Origin of the sequence: Pseudomonas sp. PDM24, from assembly GCF_019218905.1 — a bacterium.
In the GTDB taxonomy this organism is placed as follows: domain Bacteria; phylum Pseudomonadota; class Gammaproteobacteria; order Pseudomonadales; family Pseudomonadaceae; genus Aquipseudomonas.
The window spans coordinates 397,707-417,449 of sequence record NZ_JAHUWR010000001.1 but is presented as its reverse complement, the minus strand read 5'-3'; the positions used below and the strand labels follow the sequence as shown (position 1 = coordinate 417,449).

Here is a 19,743-nt window from a genome sequence, read left to right as displayed (position 1 = left end):
ACTATGAGCGCAAAAGTCTGGCTGGTGGGTGCGGGTCCTGGCGACCCTGAATTGCTGACCCTCAAGGCGGTTCGAGCGTTGCGCGAAGCGGACGTGGTGCTGATCGACGATCTGGTCAATGAGGCGGTGCTGGAGCATTGCCCGAATGCGCGAATCATTCCTGTGGGTAAGCGTGGTGGCTGTCGCTCCACGCCTCAAGCCTTTATTCATCGCCTGATGTTGCGTTATACCCGCCACGGCAAATGCGTGGTGCGGCTCAAGGGCGGTGATCCGTGCATCTTCGGGCGCGGCGGTGAAGAAGCGCAGTGGCTGCGTGAGCGTGGCGTCGAGGTTGAACTGGTCAATGGCATCACCGCTGGCCTTGCCGGCGCGACCCAATGCGATATTCCGCTGACGCTGCGGGGCGTCGCGCGTGGCGTGACACTGGTCACCGCGCACACTCAAGATGACAGCAGCCTGAACTGGCAAGCCTTGGCACAAGGGGGCACAACACTGGTGATTTATATGGGCGTGGCAAAACTCAGTGAAATTCGTGAGCAACTGCTGGCCGGCGGAATGGCTGCCGATACGCCTGTGGCGATGATCGAAAATGCTTCCCTGCCGCACCAACGGGAATGTCGGAGCGACTTGGCAGCCATGGAAGACGATGCCAGTGACTTCCAGCTCAAAAGCCCGGCGATTCTGGTGATCGGTGCAGTGGCGGCCTGCGATGAGATCAAAAGATCGCAACCTGCGGCAGCTCCTGCATTGGCTCGGTGTTTATCTTTGTAGAGATCAAAAAGATCGCAGTCTGCGGCGGCTCCTACATGGATTTGGCATTTATCCCTGGAGCTGCCGCAGGCTGCGATCTTTTAGAAACAACGCAAAACCAACGCTGAAACCCAAATCGCAGACAAAGAAAAGCCCGGCCTAAGCCGGGCTTTTCCAGAGCTGCGAGCTAATTACTTAGCGCTAGCTTCAACCTGCGCTTCTACGCGACGGTTTACAGCGCGACCAGCGTCAGTTTTGTTGTCAGCAACTGGGCGGGATTCGCCGTAGCCAACAGACTGAACGCGGGACGATTCAACACCGTACTGGTTGGTCAGAACTTGCTTAACGGCGTTTGCACGACGCTCGGACAGTTTCTGGTTGTAAGCGTCAGGACCGACGGAGTCAGTGTGACCTTCAACAGTAGTAGTGGTGGATGGGTACTGCTTCATGAAGTCAGCCAGGTTTTTGATGTCGCCGTAGCTGTTAGGCTTGACTACCGACTTGTCGAAGTCGAACTTCACGTCCAGCTCAACACGAACAACTTCAGCAACTGCTGGGCAGCCATCAGCGTCAACAGTTACGTTGGCTGGGGTGTCCGGGCACTTGTCAACGTTGTCGCAAACGCCATCGTTGTCGCTGTCAGCGCAAACTTCAGCTGGTGCTGGAACTGGAGCAGCAGCAGGCTTGGAGCCGCCACCGAAGTTCACACCGATACCGACGCTAGGAGCCCACTCGGTGTCGCCCTGGTCGATGTTGTATTGAGCTTCAACGCCAGCACGGGCGTAGAAGTTGTCGGTGAAGTACAGCTTGGCACCGCCGCCAACGTTGGCGAAGGTGGAACCGTTACGACCACCGGAACCGTTCTGACCGATGCTCTGGTCGGAGAAGCCAGCCGATACGTACGGACGCAGCATGTCGCCCGGGTTGTTGAAGTGGTACAGGGCGTCCAGAGCGGTGTTAGCGCCCTTGATGTTACGACCGTCGTCGGAACGCACGTTGTGCACTTCGTCGTAGGCCAGACGCAGTTCAACGTCGTCGGTCAGGAAGTAACCGATCGAACCGCCGAACAGGTTGCCGTTGTTCTTGAAGTTACGAGCGCTGTCGAATTGTTCTTTCTTAGCGAAGCCTTCGATTTCAACTGCGCCTTGGCCTTGTGCCAGAGCGCCGAACGAAGTGGCAGCAATAAGAGAACCAATGGCCAAGCCCAAGGTGTTTTTCAGTTTCATCCGTTAAATCCCCATCTGGTGATTGTGAAGCAGTCCCGCAAACCGGGGGACAACTCGGCGGCAAGTCTATCAGAACTTGCCTACACGTAAGAGATATTTGCGCCGAACTAAGTTTCAGCAATGCCTGCAAATTTCTCACGCAATTTGTCTAGAGCGCGTTTGTAACGCATTTTTGTTGCACTCAAACCCATGTGCATTATGTCTGCGATCTCCTGAAATTCCAGCTCTGCGACAAATCGTAGCACCAGAATTTCCCGGTCGATCGGGTTCACATACACCAGCCAGCGATCAAGTCCACCCTTTTCCTCGGGTTTCGGCATCTTTTCTTCAGATGCTTCCTCGAGGGGGTCCAGACTCAAAGCGTCCATCAAGCGACGCTTTCGCCGTTCTTTCCGATACTGCGTGATGCACTCGTTGTACGTGATGCTATATAGCCACGTCTTGAACTTCGATTTCCCCTCGAAGTTCTTCAGGCCGTAGAGCACCTTCAACATCACTTCCTGACAGACATCGTCTGCATCACGATCGTTCCCAAGATACCGTGCACAAACGTTAAATAATGTTCGCTGGTAACGCCGCATCAGTTCTTCATAAGCGCGCGTTACGTGAAACAGCTCGGTATGCGAGCGCGCGACCAACTCCTCATCAGAGAGCTCGCGGGGGTCGTAGCGCGTGGAGAGCGATTGAGCTTTATTCAAAACAAGTCTGGCCGACAGTCAGGTCAATGTCCGCCGCAGTCCTTCAGGACATTTTGCGGCGGCATACATTAGCAGGATTTGCCGGGTTAGCGGCTACTCACATGCTGCTCCAAGAGAATCCGATTCGAGAGAGAGACTAGCTCACCCTCGTCGGTCAGCACGGTGGTTTTAACCGTGCCGATCTCTTCGATCTGACCTTCGACCTCGCCAACTCGCACTTGTTGCCCAACCTGATACAACTCACGCACATAGATTCCCGCAAGAATCTGACCGGCAATTTCCCGGCTTCCCAACCCCATGGCCAGCGCAACCGCCAGACCAACGGTAATCAAGACGATCACGATCACATGGTTGAGCAGGTCAGTCTTGACCTCCAACTGGCTGATCGCAACCGAAATACTGATGATGATCACCAGGCCCTGGGCAATTCGCCCCAGGCCCGCGGCGTAATCAAGCCCTACGCCTTCAGCCGCGCCACGCACCAGCCCATTGGCCAGTTGCGCCAGCAAGACACCCACCAGCAGTACCAGCGCAGCGCCGAATACTTTCGGCAAATACAGCGCCAACATGTCCAGCGTAGCCGAAACTCGCTCAAGTCCAAGGGATTCTGCGGCCGAAACCAGAAAAATCAGCAGGACGAACCAATACACGATTTTGCCGATCAACGTCGAGATAGGCACCTGAAGGCCTGCTCGGGATAGCAATTTGGTCAGCCCGGTGCCGCCCATCAGGCGATCGAGGCCCAGTTTGGCGAGCAATTTGGAGAGCAGTGTGTCCAGCAGTTTGGCCACGACAAAACCCAGCAGCAGCACAACCAGTGCGCCAAACAGGTTCGGAATGAAGTTTGCAACCTTGGTCCATAACGCAGTCATTGCAGTGACGAGGCTCTGAGTCCAGAGATCAAGTTCCATATTCAATCAGCCTTATCAGCAGTGCGAGCGGTAGGTTTACGAAGACGGGAAACCGGCGAGATATGGGCCGATCCGTTATTCAGGGCGATCATCAGCGCGGGCAACCAGCGGCCCAGCAGGCTGAACAGATCGCCGGCACCGACCTGGCGGTTGGCGGTTTTCAGCACGCGGCCCAGGCAGGCATCGTCGTCACGGCTGGACGGCGAAGCTTTGAGCATGTCACGCAAAGACTGTTCAAACGGATCGTGCATACGCACCTCTCGTGATATCTGTGAAAGACGCGGTCAAATTTGGTCGGGTCACATGACTCATCATCAGAACCAGCGCAAACGTCGGAATAGCCACCACTGCCCCAGCGCTACCGAGCCTGCCAGCAAGCAGGCGATCAGGAAGCCATAAGGGCTGGTGGAGAACGGAATACCGCCGACGTTGATGCCCAAAAGACCGGTCAAAAAACTCATCGGCAAAAAGATCCCGGTGATGATCCCGAAGCGGTACATCGTGCGATTCATGCGCACGCTCAGACGCCGGTCTTCGGCCTCCAGGACCAGCCCCACGCGCTCTCGGGTCAATTCCAGCTCCTCGAGATAACGGGTCAGGCTGTTGTTCAATTCGTTCCAGTAATCGCCATCGTCTTCAACGAACCACGGTAGTTTTATTCGCGTCAACTGACCGAAAATATCCCGCTGCGGTGCCAGAAAACGTTTCAGTGCGGCCGCTCTGCGACGGATCTGCAAAACAGCCCCATGCTCCGGCGTATACCGTTCGTCGGTATCCAGTTTTTCTTCTTCCTCATCGACGATTTCCGAGAGGCAGCTGACCAGATCCTGCACTTTGTTAGTGAGGTACTGCGCCATATAAAGAATGAGTTCGGAGGCGGTTCTCGGCCCTTTGCCTTCAGCCAGTTGCGCCAGCAACTCATCGGTGGCGCGCAATGGCCGCAGACGCAGCGAGATCACCCGCTGGGCCGCCCCGAAGATCCGCACCGAGACCATGTCTTCCGGCTCGGCACCTGGATTGAGGTTGATTCCGCGCAGAAACAGCAACAGCTCGGAGTCCGGCAGCGGCAAAAGACGCGGCCGGGTGTTCTCTTCCAGCAACAAGTCGCAACTAAATTCACTCAGACCGCTGTATTTACGCAACCAGGTCTGGGTTTGAGGATGACTGCGATCCCAGTGCAGCCACAGGCTTTCATGGGCCTGCAGCTGCAAGTCATCGAGTTCAGTCCGGGCTATCGAACGCGCACCGCCTTTACCATCCAGCACCAGGGCATGCACCAGCCCCCACTGCGCGTTTTCTTCCTCGAACATCCTCACCCCTTTAATGAAACGCGCTTTATTCAGGCATCTTCAGCGGGCTTGGCGAAATGATCACGCCGTTGTTATCCGCATAAACATAGTGACCCGGGTGGAAAGTCACACCCGCGAAGGTCACGGCAATATTGAGTTCACCAACGCCGCGCCGGTCGGTTTTCATCGGGTGACTGGCCAGGGCTTGAACCCCCAGATCGGTTTGCGCTATGACGTCGACGTCGCGAATGCAACCGTAGATCACCAGCCCTTCCCAACCGTTACTGGCGGCTTTCTCGGCCAGCAGGTCACCCAACAGCGCGCGGCGCAGGGAACCTCCACCGTCGACCACCAGCACTTTACCGTTCCCCTTGAGCGCTACTTGCTCCTTGACCAGCGAATTATCTTCGAAACATTTGATGGTCACGATTTCGCCGCCGAAAGAATCACGGCCACCGAAATTGCTGAACATCGGTTCCAGCACCTGCACCAGCTCCGGGTAGGCATCGCAAAGATCAGGCGTGAGGTAATGGTTCATCGAGAAACTCCTGTGAAAAGGAAGACAATCGAGTAGGCAGCATACGCGGACCAAGGCTCAACGGCTGCAAACGCGCCGATCGAGTCAATCACTAAAAGTGACCAGAACCGCTTAATGCGTCATATCTTAGCCGCAAGCCGTTCCGAGCGAAATGCCCTTGTTAGAGCATCAGGCTCAAATTGCCGCGGCCAAATCCGGCTTTCCACCCAGCAAAGGCGTCTGTTGATCTGCCAGCCAACGCGCCACCAAAGGCCAGACTTCCGTCTGCGCAGCCTTGCTGACAAGCATTTCCACATGACCGAAATTATCGCCAAAGCCTTGCTCGCGGCCAAGGGTGATGAATTGCTTGTGCTCGGAGCCGACCTGATCGAACAGCTTGCGGCAGGCCCAGGTCGGGTCCTGATGATCGCCCGCGGCGCTCACGGCCAACACCGGTAACTGAACCTCGGCCAAACCCGCCCACCAGTCCTTGTCGGCATCACCAAAACGCCCGAACAGCCCGTACCAGCGCATGCTTTCCAGGGCCAGGCCAATCGGCTCGTCCTCCGGGCCGCGCTTGAGGCGTGAACCTGACAGTTGGGCAAACCGCTTGAGGATGAAGCGCCCGCTCCACTCCACCGGTGGAAACTTCAACGGCCAGTAGGTACGGCTGACCTGCGTACCGAAGAACGCCGCAGACGCGACGACAGGCTCGCCGATGTATTCCCCACCCAGCGCCGCCGCCAGCGTAATGCCACCCAGCGAGTGACCGATCCAGTGTGGGACCTGGCCGCTTTGCTCGCGAACGAATGCGCCAATGGCCGGCAAATCGTAACGCGCGTAGTCGGCGACGCGGTTTTTGCGATAGTCCTGATTGCGCTGAGACAGACCATGACCGCGCATTTCCGGAATCCATACATCGAACCCCAGGCGCGTCAGATAAGCCCCCAGCCCCAAACCTTTGGGAGAGAACCAGAACCGTCGATTGGAAAAGCTGCCGTGCAACAGAATCACCGGCACGCCACGCACCGCCGGCTCATCGGCCAGGCCGAGGCGCGTCACAGCCAGTTCGACGGTGCCGTCGGGGCTGTTGCCGGGTTTCAAACGATAGACGTCTTCGCTCAAATCACCGCGTCGTTCGGCGCTGATCAGGGCGACAGGAAATAGGTTGCTGCTGCTTTGCATAATGCTCTTGCACAAAAAAGGGCGGCATCCAGAGGAGCCCGCCCTACTTGAATATCTAAGAGAGCCGGCCAATGTGGGAGCGAGCCTGCTCGCGAAGGACGCCAGAACAACGCGTTTATCCAGCAAGTACGCGTTATCGTTTACGACCATCGCGAGCAGGCTCGCTCCCACAGAGAGCGGCCCGTCCACACCATCAGGCCGAAGCCTGACCCTCAGCCAGGAAGAACCAGGTTTCCAGCACGGAATCGGGGTTCAGCGAAACGCTTTCGATGCCCTGCTCCATCAGCCATTTGGCCAGATCAGGGTGGTCCGAAGGGCCCTGACCGCAGATGCCGATGTACTTGCCCGCCTTGTTGCAGGCCTGAATAGCATTGGCCAGCAACTTCTTGACCGCAGGATTACGCTCGTCGAACAGGTGCGCGATGATCCCGGAGTCACGGTCCAGACCCAGTGTCAGCTGGGTCAGGTCGTTGGAGCCGATGGAAAAGCCGTCGAAGAACTCAAGGAATTCTTCAGCCAGGATCGCGTTGGACGGCAGCTCGCACATCATGATGATGCGCAGACCATTCTCGCCGCGAGCCAGGCCATTTTCGGCCAACAGATCGATCACTTGGCTGGCTTCGCCGAGGGTACGAACGAACGGAACCATGATTTCAACGTTGGTCAGGCCCATCTCGTTGCGCACGCGCTTAAGAGCACGGCACTCGAGTTCGAAGCAGTCACGGAACGATTCGCTGATGTAACGCGAAGCGCCACGGAAGCCCAGCATCGGGTTTTCTTCTTCCGGCTCGTAGAGCTTGCCACCGATCAGGTTGGCGTATTCGTTGGACTTGAAGTCCGACAGACGCACGATGACCTTTTTCGGGGTGAACGCAGCGGCCAGGGTGCTGATGCCTTCAACCAGTTTGTCGACATAGAAGCCAACAGGATCGTCATAACCGGCGATGCGCTTGTCGACACTGTCCTTGATTTCTTGCGGCAGGCCGTCGTAGTTCAACAGCGCCTTGGGGTGCACGCCGATCATGCGGTTGATGATGAATTCCAGACGGGCCAGGCCCACACCGGCGTTCGGCAGCTGCGCGAAGTCGAAGGCGCGGTCCGGGTTGCCGACGTTCATCATGATCTTGAACGGCAGATCCGGCATGGCATCCACGGAGTTTTTCTTGATGTCGAAGCCCAGCTCACCTTCGAAGATGTAACCGGTGTCGCCTTCAGCGCAGGAAACGGTCACGCCCTGGCCGTCTTGCAACAGTTGGGTGGCGTTGCCGCAACCGACCACGGCCGGGATGCCCAGCTCACGGGCGATGATTGCCGCGTGGCAGGTACGACCGCCACGGTTGGTGACGATGGCGCTGGCGCGCTTCATCACCGGTTCCCAGTCCGGGTCGGTCATGTCGGAGACCAGTACGTCGCCGGGCTGGACTTTGTCCATCTCGGACACGTCCTTGATGATGCGGACCTTGCCGGCGCCGATGCGCTGGCCGATGGCGCGACCTTCCACCAGCACGGTGCCGGTTTCTTTCAACAGGTAGCGTTCCATGACATTGGCCGAAGTGCGGCTCTTCACGGTTTCAGGACGGGCCTGAACGATGTAGAGCTTGCCGTCGTCGCCGTCTTTGGCCCATTCGATGTCCATCGGGCACTTGTAGTGCTTCTCGATGATCATCGCTTGTTTGGCCAGCTCGCTGACTTCAGCGTCGCTCAGACAGAAACGGGCACGATCGGCCTTGTCCACGTCGATGGTCTTGACCGATTTACCGGCCGTGGCGACTTCGCCGTAGATCATCTTGATGGCTTTGCTGCCCAGATTGCGACGCAGGATGGCCGGACGACCGGCTGCCAGCGTGCCTTTGTGGACGTAGAACTCATCCGGGTTCACCGCGCCTTGCACGACGGTTTCACCCAGGCCGTAAGCGCCGGTGATGAACACCACGTCACGGAAGCCCGATTCGGTATCGAGGGTGAACATCACGCCGGCGGTGCCGGTTTCGGAGCGGACCATGCGCTGCACGCCGGCCGACAGGGCAACCAGCTTGTGGTCGAAGCCCTGGTGGACGCGGTAGGAAATCGCACGATCGTTGAACAGGGAAGCGAACACCTCTTTAGCGGCGCGAATAACGTTTTCGACACCACGGATGTTCAGGAAGGTTTCCTGCTGACCGGCGAAGGAAGCGTCCGGCAAGTCTTCGGCGGTAGCGGAAGAGCGCACGGCAACGGCCATGTCAGGGTTACCGGCCGACAGCGTGGCGAACGCGGTGCGGATCTCGGTATTGAGCTTCTCTGGGAATTCGGCTTCCATGATCCATTGACGGATCTGGGCGCCGGTTTTGGCCAGGGCGTTGACATCGTCGACATCCAGCGCGTCGAGGGCTGCGTGGATCTGATCGTTCAGACCGCTCAGTTCCAGGAAATCACGATACGCCTGAGCTGTCGTGGCGAAGCCACCGGGCACCGATACACCGGCACCTGCAAGGTTACTGATCATCTCGCCCAGGGATGCGTTCTTGCCCCCCACATGCTCTACATCATGGACGCCGAGCTTATCGAGGGAAACTACGTACTCTACCAAGGTGATCTCTCCACTAACTGTGTTGGAAAAGCTCAGAAGCCGGCGACTCGGGGGAGCATTTGCCGGCTGTATGGCCTGGACCTGGAAAATAAGTGAGAATGCTGGCCACTGGCGGCCGACAAATCGCGCCTACTATATCCAAGAATCGAAACTAGCTTAAGGCCCAAGGTGCAAATGAAACGATCTGCTTTCTTTATCTCCGATGGCACGGGCATTACGGCCGAAACCCTCGGTCAAAGCCTGTTGGCGCAGTTCGAAAACATTGCCTTCAGCAAAATCACGCGGCCCTACATCGACAACGCGGATAAAGCGCGGGCCATGGTACAACAAATCAACAAAGCCGCCGAAAACGATGGTTTTCGTCCGATTATTTTCGACACCATCGTCAATCAGGACATTCGTGAGATCCTCGCGACATCGAATGGTTTCATGATCGACATTTTCTCGACCTTCCTGGCGCCACTGGAACAGGAACTGACCGAGCATTCTTCCTACACCGTCGGCAAATCCCACTCCATCGGTGGCAACTCCAATTACATGGAGCGCATCGAGGCTGTGAACTTCGCCCTCGACAACGACGACGGCGCCCGCACCCACTATTACGACAAAGCTGACCTGATACTAGTGGGTGTGTCGCGCTGTGGTAAAACCCCGACGTGTTTGTACATGGCCATGCAATTCGGCATCCGCGCGGCCAATTACCCGCTGACCGAAGACGACATGGAGCGCCTGCAACTGCCAACCGCCCTGCGCGCCCATCATCACAAGCTGTTCGGCCTGACCATCGACCCGGACCGCCTCACGGCGATCCGCAATGAACGCAAGCCCAACAGCCGCTATTCGAGCTACGCGCAGTGCGAATTCGAAGTGCGCGAGGTGGAGAATCTGTTTCGCCGCGAGAACATTGCCCACATCAATTCCACGCATTTCTCCGTGGAAGAAATCTCTGCGAAGATTCTGGTAGAGAAAGGTGTGGAGCGGCGGTTCAAGTAGTTCTTCAGCGCCTGCCAGGCCGCCTTCGCGAGCAAGCCCGCTCCCACATTTGATCTTCAGCGAACACAGATTTTGTGTACGACAAAGATCCAATGTGGGAGCGGGCTTGCTCGCGAAGAACGATAACTCGGTCTCCTAGATCACAAACAAATCCACAAACCGGTTCACCGGAGTCGCTTCAAGCGCAGCCTGGTCCTTGCACAATGCAAAGATCTCGGCACTGCGCTGAGCCGTGAAGCGCGTCGCCAGATTGGCTTTGAACTTGTCTTCCAGCAGCGGAATACCATCGATGCGGCGACGGCGATGGCCGATCGGGTACTCCACTATCACGTTCTCGGTGCTGGAGCCGTCCTTGAAGAACACCTGCACCGCATTAGCGATGGAGCGTTTATCCGGCTCCAGGTATTCGCGGGTGAAACGCGGGTCTTCGACGATGACCATTTTGTCGCGCAGCACGTCGATGATCGGATGTACGGCGTGGAAATCGTCTTCATATTGCTCGGCCACCAGATTACCGAACACCAAGGGTACGGCGATCATGTACTGGATGCAGTGGTCGCGGTCCGCAGCGTTGGCCAGCGGACCGACCTTGGAGATGATGCGGATCGCCGATTCGTGGGTGGTGATGACGATCTTGTCGATTTCGTGCAGGCGATTCCTGACCAATGGGTGCAAGGTGACGGCGGCCTCGCAGGCCGTTTGCGCATGAAACTCGGCGGGAAAGCTGATCTTGAACAGCACGTTTTCCATCACGTAACTGCCGAACGGCCGGGAGAAGCTGAAGCCACGTTTATCTTCAGGCTTGAGCGCCAGATCGTTGTTGGTGTGGCTGAACAACACGTCGTAGAACCCCCATTGTCTGGCGGTCAGCACACCGGGAATACCCATCTCCCCACGCATCGCAATGTCCGCCAGACGCACGCCACGACTGGACGCATCCCCCGCTGCCCAGGATTTACGCGACCCGGCATTGGGTGCATGCCGGTAAGTACGCAGCGCCTGGCCGTCGGCAAAGGCATGGGACAACGCCGACAGCAATTGCTCGCGATTGGCGCCCATGAGCTTGGCGGTGACGGCGGTCGAGGCGACCTTCACCAGGATGACGTGATCGATACCGACACGATTGAAGGAATTTTCCAGCGCAATCACGCCTTGAATCTCATGGGCCATGATCATCGCTTCCAACACCACACGAATGGTCAGCGGTGCATCGCCATTGGCCAGGCGTTTTTGCGACAGGTGGTCAGCCACCGCGAGAATGGCACCGAGGTTATCGGACGGATGACCCCATTCGGCGGCGAGCCAGGTGTCGTTGTAATCGAGCCAGCGAACGATGCAACCGATGTCCCACGCCGCTTTGACCGGATCGAGACGGTAACTGGTGCCCGGCACGCGAGCGCCAAAAGGGACGACCGTGCCTTCGACGATGGGTCCCAGGTGTTTGGTGCATTCGGGAAAACGCAGCGCCAGCAGACCGCAGCCGAGGGTGTCCATCAGGCAATTGCGGGCGGTATCAAGCGCCTCGGTAGAGTCGATTTTGAAGTTGAGGACGTAGTCAGCGATGTCCTGCAGGACCGTGTCGTAGTCGGGGCGGTTGTTCAGGTCGACGTTGGCGCTCATGTTCGATTCACTCGGTCAGTGGTTCGCTGATGGGACCTCGGTTCAGGATCAATCTTAGTTGGTGACGCCATTCTTGTTATTGAAATGCAATTAACTGTGGGAGCGGGCTTGCCCGCGATAGCGGTGTATCAGCCAACATAGATGTTGAATGTGAAGGCCTCATCGCGGACAAGTCCGCTCCCACAGGGTTTTGGGTGACTTCTAAATTGTCAGAAAGAGTCCCCCGGCACGCGGACATAACCTTCCATCAACACCCGCGCACTGCGGCTCATGATGGCTTTTTTCACGCTCCATTCACCGTTGACCTGACCGGCCTCGGCGCCCACGCGCAAAGTGCCGGAGGGATGACCGAAGCGCACAGCGTTGCGTTCGATGCCGCCCGCCGCCAGGTTCACCAACGTGCCGGAAATTGCCGCCGCTGTGCCGATGGCCACCGCTGCCGTGCCCATCATCGCGTGGTGCAGTTTGCCCATGGACAGCGCGCGCACCAGCAAATCAATGTCGGTGGCGGCGATCTTTTTGCCGCTGGAGGCAATGTAATCCGCCGGTTTGGCGACGAACGCCACCTTCGGTGTGTGCTGACGCTTGGCCGCTTCGTCCAGATGCTCAATCAGCCCCATGCGCAACGCGCCGTAAGCGCGGATGGTTTCGAACATCGCCAGGGCCTTCAGGTCGCCGTTGATCGCGCCCTGCAACTCGGTGCCGGTGTAGCCGATGTCTTCAGCATTGATGAAAATGGTCGGGATGCCAGCGTTGATCAGGGTCGCCTTGAGCGTACCGACGCCCGGCACTTCGAGGTCATCCACCAGATTGCCGGTGGGGAACATCGAACCACCGCCACCCTCTTCTTCCGCCGCTGGGTCGATGAATTCGAGCTGCACTTCGGCCGCCGGAAAGGTCACGCCATCGAGTTCGAAATCACCTGTTTCCTGCACCTCACCGTTGGTGATCGGTACGTGGGCGATGATGGTCTTGCCGATATTGGCCTGCCACACGCGCACCACCGCCACGCCGTTGTGCGGAATGCGGCTGGCGTCCACCAGGCCATTGCTGACCGCGAACGAACCGACTGCCGCCGACAAGTTGCCGCAGTTGCCACTCCAGTCGACGAAAGGCTTGTCGATGGAGACCTGACCGAACAGGTAATCGACGTCATGGTCGGCCTTGAGGCTTTTCGACAGGATCACGGTTTTGCTGGTGCTGGACGTCGCACCGCCCATGCCGTCGATTTGCTTGTCGTATGGGTCGGGACTGCCGATCACTCGCAGCAATAACGCATCGCGAGCCGGGCCGGGAATCTGTGCCGCTTCGGGCAGGTCTTTCAGGCTGAAGAACACGCCTTTGCTGGTGCCGCCACGCATATAGGTGGCGGGGATTTTAATTTGAGGTGCGTGAGCCATTGGTGCTCCTACTCCTTATCGTAAAGGCAGGCGGACACAGGCCTGAAACCCCGTGTCCGCACTTCGTGATTTAGACGGCGACCGCCGATTCTTCGAGGAAGTCCTGGGCGAAACGCTGCAACACGCCGCCGGCCTCGTAGATCGACACTTCTTCGGCGGTGTCGAGGCGGCAGGTCACCGGCACTTCGACGCGTTCGCCATTCTTGCGATTGATCACCAGCGTCAGCGTCGCACGCGGAGTGCGGTCGCCGATCACGTCGTAGGTTTCGCTGCCGTCGATGGCCAGGGTGTGACGGTCGGTGCCCGACTGGAACTCCAGCGGCAACACGCCCATGCCCACCAGGTTGGTGCGGTGGATGCGCTCGAAACCTTCAGCGGCAATCGCTTCCACACCCGCCAGACGCACACCTTTGGCTGCCCAGTCCCGGGACGAACCCTGGCCGTAGTCGGCACCGGCGATGATGATCAGCGGCTGCTTGCGCTCCATGTAGGTTTCGATGGCTTCCCACATGCGCATCACTTGGCCTTCGGGCTCGACCCGCGCCAGGGAACCCTGCTTGACCTTGCCGTTTTCCCGGACCATTTCGTTGAACAGTTTCGGGTTGGCGAACGTCGCGCGCTGCGCGGTCAAGTGGTCGCCGCGGTGGGTGGCGTAGGAGTTGAAGTCTTCTTCCGGCAGGCCCATTTTCGCCAGGTATTCACCGGCGGCGCTGTCGAGCATGATCGCGTTGGAAGGCGACAGGTGATCGGTGGTGATGTTGTCCGGCAGCACCGCCAGCGGGCGCATGCCCTTGAGCGGACGCGCGCCGGCCAGCGCACCTTCCCAGTAAGGCGGACGACGGATGTAGGTGCTCATTTCGCGCCAGTCATACAGCGGCGCGACCTTCGGACCGGTGTCTTCGTGGATGGCGAACATCGGGATGTACACCTGACGGAACTGCTCCGGTTTCACCGAGGCCTTGACCACCGCGTCGATTTCTTCGTCGCTCGGCCAGATGTCTTTCAGACGGATTTCCTTGCCATCGACCACGCCCAACACATCTTTTTCGATGTCGAAACGGATGGTCCCGGCAATGGCGTAAGCCACCACCAATGGCGGCGAAGCCAGGAACGCGTTTTTCGCGTACGGGTGAATCCGCCCGTCGAAGTTACGGTTACCGGAGAGTACGGCCGTGGCGTACAGATCGCGGTCGATGATTTCCTGCTGGATCACCGGGTCCAGCGCGCCGGACATGCCGTTGCACGTGGTGCAGGCGAAGGCCACGACGCCGAAGCCCAGTTGCTCCAGTTCTGTAGTCAGCCCGGCTTCATCCAGATACAGCGCCACGGTCTTCGAACCCGGCGCCAGCGAGGATTTGACCCATGGCTTGCGGGTCAGCCCGAGCTTGTTGGCGTTGCGCGCCAGCAGGCCAGCGGCAATCACGTTGCGTGGATTGCTGGTGTTGGTGCAACTGGTGATGGCGGCGATGATCACCGCGCCATCCGGCATCTGGCCAGGCACGTCGTCCCACTGGCCGGAGATACCTTTGGCGGCCAGATCCGAAACCGCCACACGGGCATGCGGATTGCTCGGGCCGGCCATGTTGCGCACGACGGTGGACAGGTCAAACGTCAAGCCGCGCTCGTATTGCGCCCCCTTGAGGCTGTCAGCCCACAGGCCGGTGGTCTTGGCGTAATTCTCGACCAACTGCACTTGCTCGTCTTCACGGCCGGTGAGTTTCAGGTAGTCGATGGTCTGCTGGTCGATGTAGAACATTGCCGCCGTGGCGCCGTATTCCGGGGCCATGTTGGAAATGGTCGCGCGGTCGCCCAAGGTCAGAGCCGAAGCCCCTTCACCGAAGAATTCCAGCCACGCGCCGACAACTTTTTGTTTGCGCAGGTATTCGGTCAGCGCCAGCACCATGTCGGTGGCGGTGATGCCCGGTTGCAGCTTACCGGTCAGCTCGACACCGACGCTTTCCGGCAGACGCATCCACGATGCGCGACCCAGCATCACGCTCTCCGCTTCCAGGCCACCAACACCAATGGCGATCACGCCCAGCGCATCGACGTGTGGGGTGTGACTGTCGGTGCCGACACAGGTATCGGGGAAGGCCACGCCGTCGCGCACCTGAATCACCGGCGACATTTTCTCCAGGTTGATCTGGTGCATGATCCCGTTGCCCGGCGGGATCACGTCGACGTTCTTGAAGGCTTTTTTGGTCCAGTTGATGAAGTGGAAACGGTCTTCGTTGCGACGGTCTTCGATGGCGCGGTTCTTCTCGAACGCTTCCGGGTCGAAGCCGCCGCGCTCGACGGCCAGCGAGTGGTCGACGATCAACTGAGTCGGCACTACCGGGTTCACTTGCGCCGGATCGCCGCCTTGCAGGGCGATGGCATCGCGCAGGCCGGCGAGGTCGACCAAGGCAGTCTGGCCAAGAATGTCATGGCACACCACGCGGGCGGGGAACCATGGGAAGTCGAGGTCGCGTTTGCGCTCGATGAATTGTTTGAGCGATTCGGTGAGCGTGGCCGGGTCGCAGCGACGCACAAGGTTTTCCGCCAGCACGCGGGAGGTGTACGGCAGGGTGTCATAGGCGCCAGGCGAAATGGCCTCGACCGCCGCGCGGACGTCGAAATAATCCAGATGGCTGCCGGGCAGCGGTTTGCGGAATTTTGTGTTCATCGTCAGGACTCGGTCACGGTGGTTTCAAAAGGTGGGGCCTGGCGCGGCTACTGAACTGAACCCAATCTAATGTGGGAGCGGGCTTGCTCGCGAAAGCGGAGTGTCAGTCGACATCAATGTTGGATGCCAGTCCGTCTTCGCGAGCAAGCCCGCTCCCACACTGGTTCCCGGTTCATTCAGTAACCAGCGCGGTAGCCCCCACCATTCAGCGTTGTTCGATTGGCACGAACTTGCGCTGTTCGACGCCGACGTATTCGGCGCTCGGGCGGATGATGCGGTTATTGGCGCGTTGTTCGAACACGTGCGCAGCCCAGCCGGTCAGGCGCGAGCAGACGAAGATTGGCGTGAACAACTTGGTCGGAATGCCCATGAAATGGTACGTCGACGCATGGTAGAAGTCGGCGTTCGGGAACAGTTTCTTCTGCTCCCACATGGTTGCGTCGATGGCTTCGGACACCGGGAACAACACCGTGTCGCCCACTTCGTCAGCGAGCTTTTTCGACCAGGCCTTGATCACCTCGTTGCGTGGATCGTTGTCCTTATAGATCGCGTGGCCGAAGCCCATGATCTTGTCCTTGCGCGCAAGCATGCCGAGGGTGCCTTCGACGGCCTCTTCCGGCGACGAAAAGCGCTCGATCATTTCCATCGCCGCTTCGTTGGCGCCGCCGTGCAGCGGGCCGCGCAGGGAGCCGATGGCCGCCGTGATGCAGGAATACAGATCCGACAGCGTCGAGGCGCACACCCGGGCGGTGAAGGTCGACGCATTGAACTCGTGTTCGGCGTAGAGGATTAGCGAAACGTTCATCACCTTGACGTGCAACTCGCTCGGTTTCTTGTCGTGCAGCAGGTGCAGGAAATGGCCGCCGATGCAGGCTTCGTCGGTCACGCAATTGATGCGTTTACCGTCGTGGCTGAAGCGATACCAGTAGCACATGATCGCCGGGAACGCGGCCAACAGGCGGTCGGTTTTGTCGTGTTGTTCGGAGAAGTCCTGCTCCGGCTCGATATTGCCCAGAAACGAGCAACCGGTGCGCATCACGTCCATCGGATGAGCGTCGGCGGGGATGCGTTCCAGCACTTCTTTCAGCGCTTGCGGCAGGTCACGCAGCTTGCTCAGTTTTTGGGTATAGGCAGCGAGTTGTGCCTTGGTCGGCAGTTCGCCGTACAGCAGCAGGTAAGCCACTTCTTCGAATTGTGCGTCTGCCGCCAGTTCGCGAACGTCATAGCCGCGATAGGTCAAGCCTGCGCCCGACTGGCCCACGGTGGACAGTGCGGTTTGCCCGGCAACCTGGCCACGGAGCCCGGCGCCACTGAGTACTTTTGCTTCGGCCATTGCTGTCTCCAATTTTTTTGAATTTGTCAGGGAAACTTGTAGGAGCGGAGCTTGCTCGCGAAAGCGGTGTCTCAGACGACATTGATTTTGAATGTCAGTCCGTCTTCGCGAGCAAGCTTCGCTCCTACAGGGCTTTCATTACTTCTTCGCGGCAAACAACGCATCGAGCTTCTGCTCAAAGGTGTGGTAATCGATGCGATCGTAGAGCTCCATGCGCGTCTGCATGGTGTCGATCACGTTCTGTTGCGTGCCGTCGCGGCGGATCGCGGTGTAGACGTTTTCCGCGGCTTTGTTCATGGCGCGGAACGCCGACAGCGGGTACAGCACCAGCGACACGTCGGCGGCGGCGAGTTGCTCGGTGGTATACAGCGGCGTCGCGCCGAATTCGGTGATGTTGGCCAGGATCGGCGCTTTCACGCGGCTGGCGAACAGTTTGTACATCTCAAGCTCGGTGATCGCTTCCGGGAACACCATGTCGGCGCCAGCTTCGATGCACGCCGCGGCGCGATCCAGCGCAGATTCAAGACCTTCCACCGCCAGCGCATCAGTGCGCGCCATGATCACGAAGCTGTCATCGGTGCGGGCATCGACGGCCGCTTTGATGCGGTCGACCATTTCCTGCTGCGAGACGATCTCTTTATTAGGACGGTGACCGCAGCGCTTGGCGCCGACCTGGTCTTCGATGTGGATCGCCGCTGCGCCAAACTTGATCATCGACTTCACGGTACGGGCAACGTTGAACGCCGAGGAGCCGAAACCGGTGTCCACGTCCACCAACAGTGGCAAATCGCAAACGTCAGTGATGCGGCGCACGTCGGTCAGCACGTCATCCAGACCGGTAATCCCCAGGTCCGGCACGCCGAGGGAGCCGGCAGCCACCCCGCCACCCGACAGGTAAATAGCCTTGAAACCGGCGCGCTTGGCCAGCAATGCGTGGTTGGCGTTGATCGTGCCAACCACTTGCAGCGGATGTTCGCTGGCGACCGCATCGCGGAAACGCTGGCCTGGAGTGCTCTTGTTGGAACTCATGACTCACCTCGTTCAGTGGCTGTCGGGTTAGCGCCGTCCTGGTAGTGACGGGCGATATTGCGTTTGGAGGCGCCGATGTGACGGCGCATCAACAACTCGGCCAATTCACCGTCACGGTCGGCGATGGCATCGAGAATTCGGTGGTGTTCGGCAAACGCCTGGCGCGGCCGATTGGGCGTGGTGGAAAACTGGATGCGGTACATGCGCACCAGCTGATAGAGCTCACCGCAAAGCATCTGGGTCAGGGTGCGGTTGCCGCTGCCCTGGATGATCCGGTAATGAAAGTCGAAATCGCCTTCCTGCTGGTAGTAACCGACACCGGCCTGAAACGCCGCATCGCGCTCGTGGGTTTCGAGCACCCGGCGCAGTTCGTCGATTTCTTCGACCGTCATGCGTTCAGCCGCCAGACGGCACGCCATGCCTTCCAGGGATTCGCGAATTTCGTAGAGTTCCAGCAGTTCGGCGTGGCTCAGCGACACCACCCGCGCCCCGACGTGCGGCACGCGAACCAGCAGGCGCTGGCCTTCCAGACGGTGAATGGCCTCACGCAGCGGCCCGCGGCTAATGCCGTAGGTGCGCGCCAGCTCCGGCTCGGAGATCTTGCTGCCCGGGGCGATCTCGCCCTTGACGATGGCCGCCTGAATACGTCGGAAGACGTTTTCGGAAAGTGTTTCCGAGTCGTCCTGAATCGTGACCGGGGGATCGAGTTGATCCAGCATATTGTCGACACCTTGAAAACCAATGCCGCAAAAACTAGCGAATATGGCCGTTCACGTCAAAGGATAATTCGATATTGTCGACAATCGTCTAATAACCACGCTGCACCATAAGGAAGCAACACCTCAAGTTATAGCCGCCGGCCAGCGCTGGCGCCATAAACCCACCGTGCTAGAATGCCGCCCGCATTTGCTTGTCATCTGCATTGCCTGTCATAAAAAGCAGATAGGCATACGAGGGAGCTTGTGCAGCAATGCCAGGGCCTTGAATTGAAGAACGGACCGCTGCGCACCAGGATTTATGAGACTCAAGCCCTTCACCACATTCCTTTGTCTTTTTGGCCTGCCAGGTTTCGCCGCGGCAGGGGAAAAGACTGTGTACGGCCTCAATGAGTACGCTTCGCTGGACGGCATCAATCTGGAAGTCGCCGCCAAACTCGACACCGGGGCGAAAACCGCTTCGCTGAGTGCCCGCGACATCAAACGTTTCAAACGCAATGGCGAATCCTGGGTGCGCTTCTATCTGGCTATCGACGCCGCGCATTCGCACCCGATCGAACGACCGCTGGCCCGTGTCAGCAAGATCAAGCGCCGGGCCGGTGACTACGACCCGGAAGAAGGCAAAAAGTACACCGCCCGTCCGGTCATCGAGCTGGATATCTGCATGGGTTCGGCTTTACGCAGCATCGAAGTGAACTTGACCGACCGCAGTGCCTTCCAATACCCGCTCCTGATCGGCTCCGAAGCGCTCAAACGCTTCGATGCGCTGGTCGATCCCAGTCTTAAATACGCTGCTGGCAAACCCGCCTGCGCCACCGACGCACATACCGCAGAGTAATTCC

General features: G+C 58.7%; 17 protein-coding genes. 3 read left to right on the top strand and 14 right to left on the bottom strand.

The window, feature by feature from the left end:
• Positions 1–3 precede the first annotated feature (3 nt).
• Positions 4–771 (top strand): uroporphyrinogen-III C-methyltransferase, encoded by a 768-nt coding sequence (gene cobA / locus KW837_RS02015; protein WP_218394331.1) that lies wholly within the window; start codon positions 4–6, stop codon positions 769–771.
• Positions 772–941: 170 nt separating this feature from the next.
• On the opposite strand, the gene KW837_RS02010 is transcribed toward cobA, so the two are convergent.
• The 8 genes from KW837_RS02010 to ppsA all read right to left on the bottom strand — a co-directional run bounded on the left by KW837_RS02010 (position 942) and on the right by ppsA (position 9,145).
• On the bottom strand, positions 942–1,976 hold the full coding sequence (locus tag KW837_RS02010) for an OmpA family protein (protein ID WP_218394330.1): 1,035 nt from the start codon (positions 1,974–1,976) through the stop codon (positions 942–944).
• A gap of 107 nt (positions 1,977–2,083) precedes the next feature.
• Positions 2,084–2,674 carry an RNA polymerase sigma factor SigX gene (gene sigX, locus KW837_RS02005; RefSeq protein ID WP_032830573.1) on the bottom strand — a complete coding sequence of 197 codons (591 nt, stop codon included), beginning with the start codon at positions 2,672–2,674 and terminating at the stop codon, positions 2,084–2,086.
• 86 nt (positions 2,675–2,760) lie between these two features.
• Positions 2,761–3,585 carry a mechanosensitive ion channel domain-containing protein gene (locus KW837_RS02000; RefSeq protein WP_007902078.1) on the bottom strand — a complete coding sequence of 275 codons (825 nt, stop codon included), beginning with the start codon at positions 3,583–3,585 and terminating at the stop codon, positions 2,761–2,763.
• Positions 3,586–3,587: 2 nt separating this feature from the next.
• Entirely contained in the window at positions 3,588–3,836 is a 249-nt protein-coding gene (locus KW837_RS01995; RefSeq protein WP_007902080.1) for a hypothetical protein, read from the bottom strand.
• 63 nt (positions 3,837–3,899) lie between these two features.
• Complete coding sequence (locus tag KW837_RS01990) at positions 3,900–4,895, bottom strand: zinc transporter ZntB (RefSeq protein WP_123496401.1); 996 nt, start codon at positions 4,893–4,895, stop codon at positions 3,900–3,902.
• A 25-nt stretch (positions 4,896–4,920) separates the two neighbouring features.
• Entirely contained in the window at positions 4,921–5,412 is a 492-nt protein-coding gene (gene rraA / locus KW837_RS01985) for a ribonuclease E activity regulator RraA (protein WP_007902085.1), read from the bottom strand.
• Positions 5,413–5,586: 174 nt separating this feature from the next.
• Positions 5,587–6,576 carry an alpha/beta fold hydrolase gene (locus KW837_RS01980; RefSeq protein WP_192342513.1) on the bottom strand — a complete coding sequence of 330 codons (990 nt, stop codon included), beginning with the start codon at positions 6,574–6,576 and terminating at the stop codon, positions 5,587–5,589.
• Positions 6,577–6,769: 193 nt separating this feature from the next.
• Positions 6,770–9,145: a phosphoenolpyruvate synthase gene (ppsA, locus tag KW837_RS01975; protein WP_218394329.1), complete on the bottom strand. Its 2,376-nt coding sequence runs from the start codon at positions 9,143–9,145 to the stop codon at positions 6,770–6,772.
• A gap of 174 nt (positions 9,146–9,319) precedes the next feature.
• Here ppsA and KW837_RS01970 point away from each other — a divergent pair, with 174 nt between their 5' ends.
• Complete coding sequence (locus KW837_RS01970; protein ID WP_123496393.1) at positions 9,320–10,138, top strand: pyruvate, water dikinase regulatory protein; 819 nt, start codon at positions 9,320–9,322, stop codon at positions 10,136–10,138.
• A gap of 135 nt (positions 10,139–10,273) precedes the next feature.
• On the opposite strand, the gene prpD is transcribed toward KW837_RS01970, so the two are convergent.
• From prpD to KW837_RS01940, 6 genes are all read right to left on the bottom strand, one after another.
• Positions 10,274–11,758: a 2-methylcitrate dehydratase gene (gene prpD / locus KW837_RS01965; protein ID WP_218394328.1), complete on the bottom strand. Its 1,485-nt coding sequence runs from the start codon at positions 11,756–11,758 to the stop codon at positions 10,274–10,276.
• Positions 11,759–11,967: 209 nt separating this feature from the next.
• Complete coding sequence (prpF, locus tag KW837_RS01960; protein ID WP_218394327.1) at positions 11,968–13,158, bottom strand: 2-methylaconitate cis-trans isomerase PrpF; 1,191 nt, start codon at positions 13,156–13,158, stop codon at positions 11,968–11,970.
• A gap of 70 nt (positions 13,159–13,228) precedes the next feature.
• Positions 13,229–15,823, bottom strand: a complete 2,595-nt coding sequence (gene acnD / locus KW837_RS01955) for a Fe/S-dependent 2-methylisocitrate dehydratase AcnD (RefSeq protein WP_192342509.1) — start codon at positions 15,821–15,823, stop codon at positions 13,229–13,231.
• 205 nt (positions 15,824–16,028) lie between these two features.
• A complete protein-coding gene (prpC, locus tag KW837_RS01950) occupies positions 16,029–17,156 on the bottom strand; it encodes a 2-methylcitrate synthase (protein ID WP_218394326.1) in 1,128 nt (375 codons plus the stop codon).
• Positions 17,157–17,294: 138 nt separating this feature from the next.
• On the bottom strand, positions 17,295–18,185 hold the full coding sequence (prpB, locus tag KW837_RS01945; RefSeq protein ID WP_007902093.1) for a methylisocitrate lyase: 891 nt from the start codon (positions 18,183–18,185) through the stop codon (positions 17,295–17,297).
• Positions 18,182–18,901 carry a GntR family transcriptional regulator gene (locus KW837_RS01940; protein ID WP_177319500.1) on the bottom strand — a complete coding sequence of 240 codons (720 nt, stop codon included), beginning with the start codon at positions 18,899–18,901 and terminating at the stop codon, positions 18,182–18,184. The genes prpB and KW837_RS01940 overlap by 4 nt, the downstream gene beginning before the upstream one ends.
• A gap of 301 nt (positions 18,902–19,202) precedes the next feature.
• On the opposite strand from KW837_RS01940, the gene KW837_RS01935 reads away from it, so the two are divergent.
• Positions 19,203–19,739, top strand: coding sequence for an ATP-dependent zinc protease (locus KW837_RS01935; protein ID WP_007902103.1), 537 nt, complete (start codon positions 19,203–19,205; stop codon positions 19,737–19,739).
• The last annotated feature ends 4 nt before the right edge of the window (positions 19,740–19,743 follow it).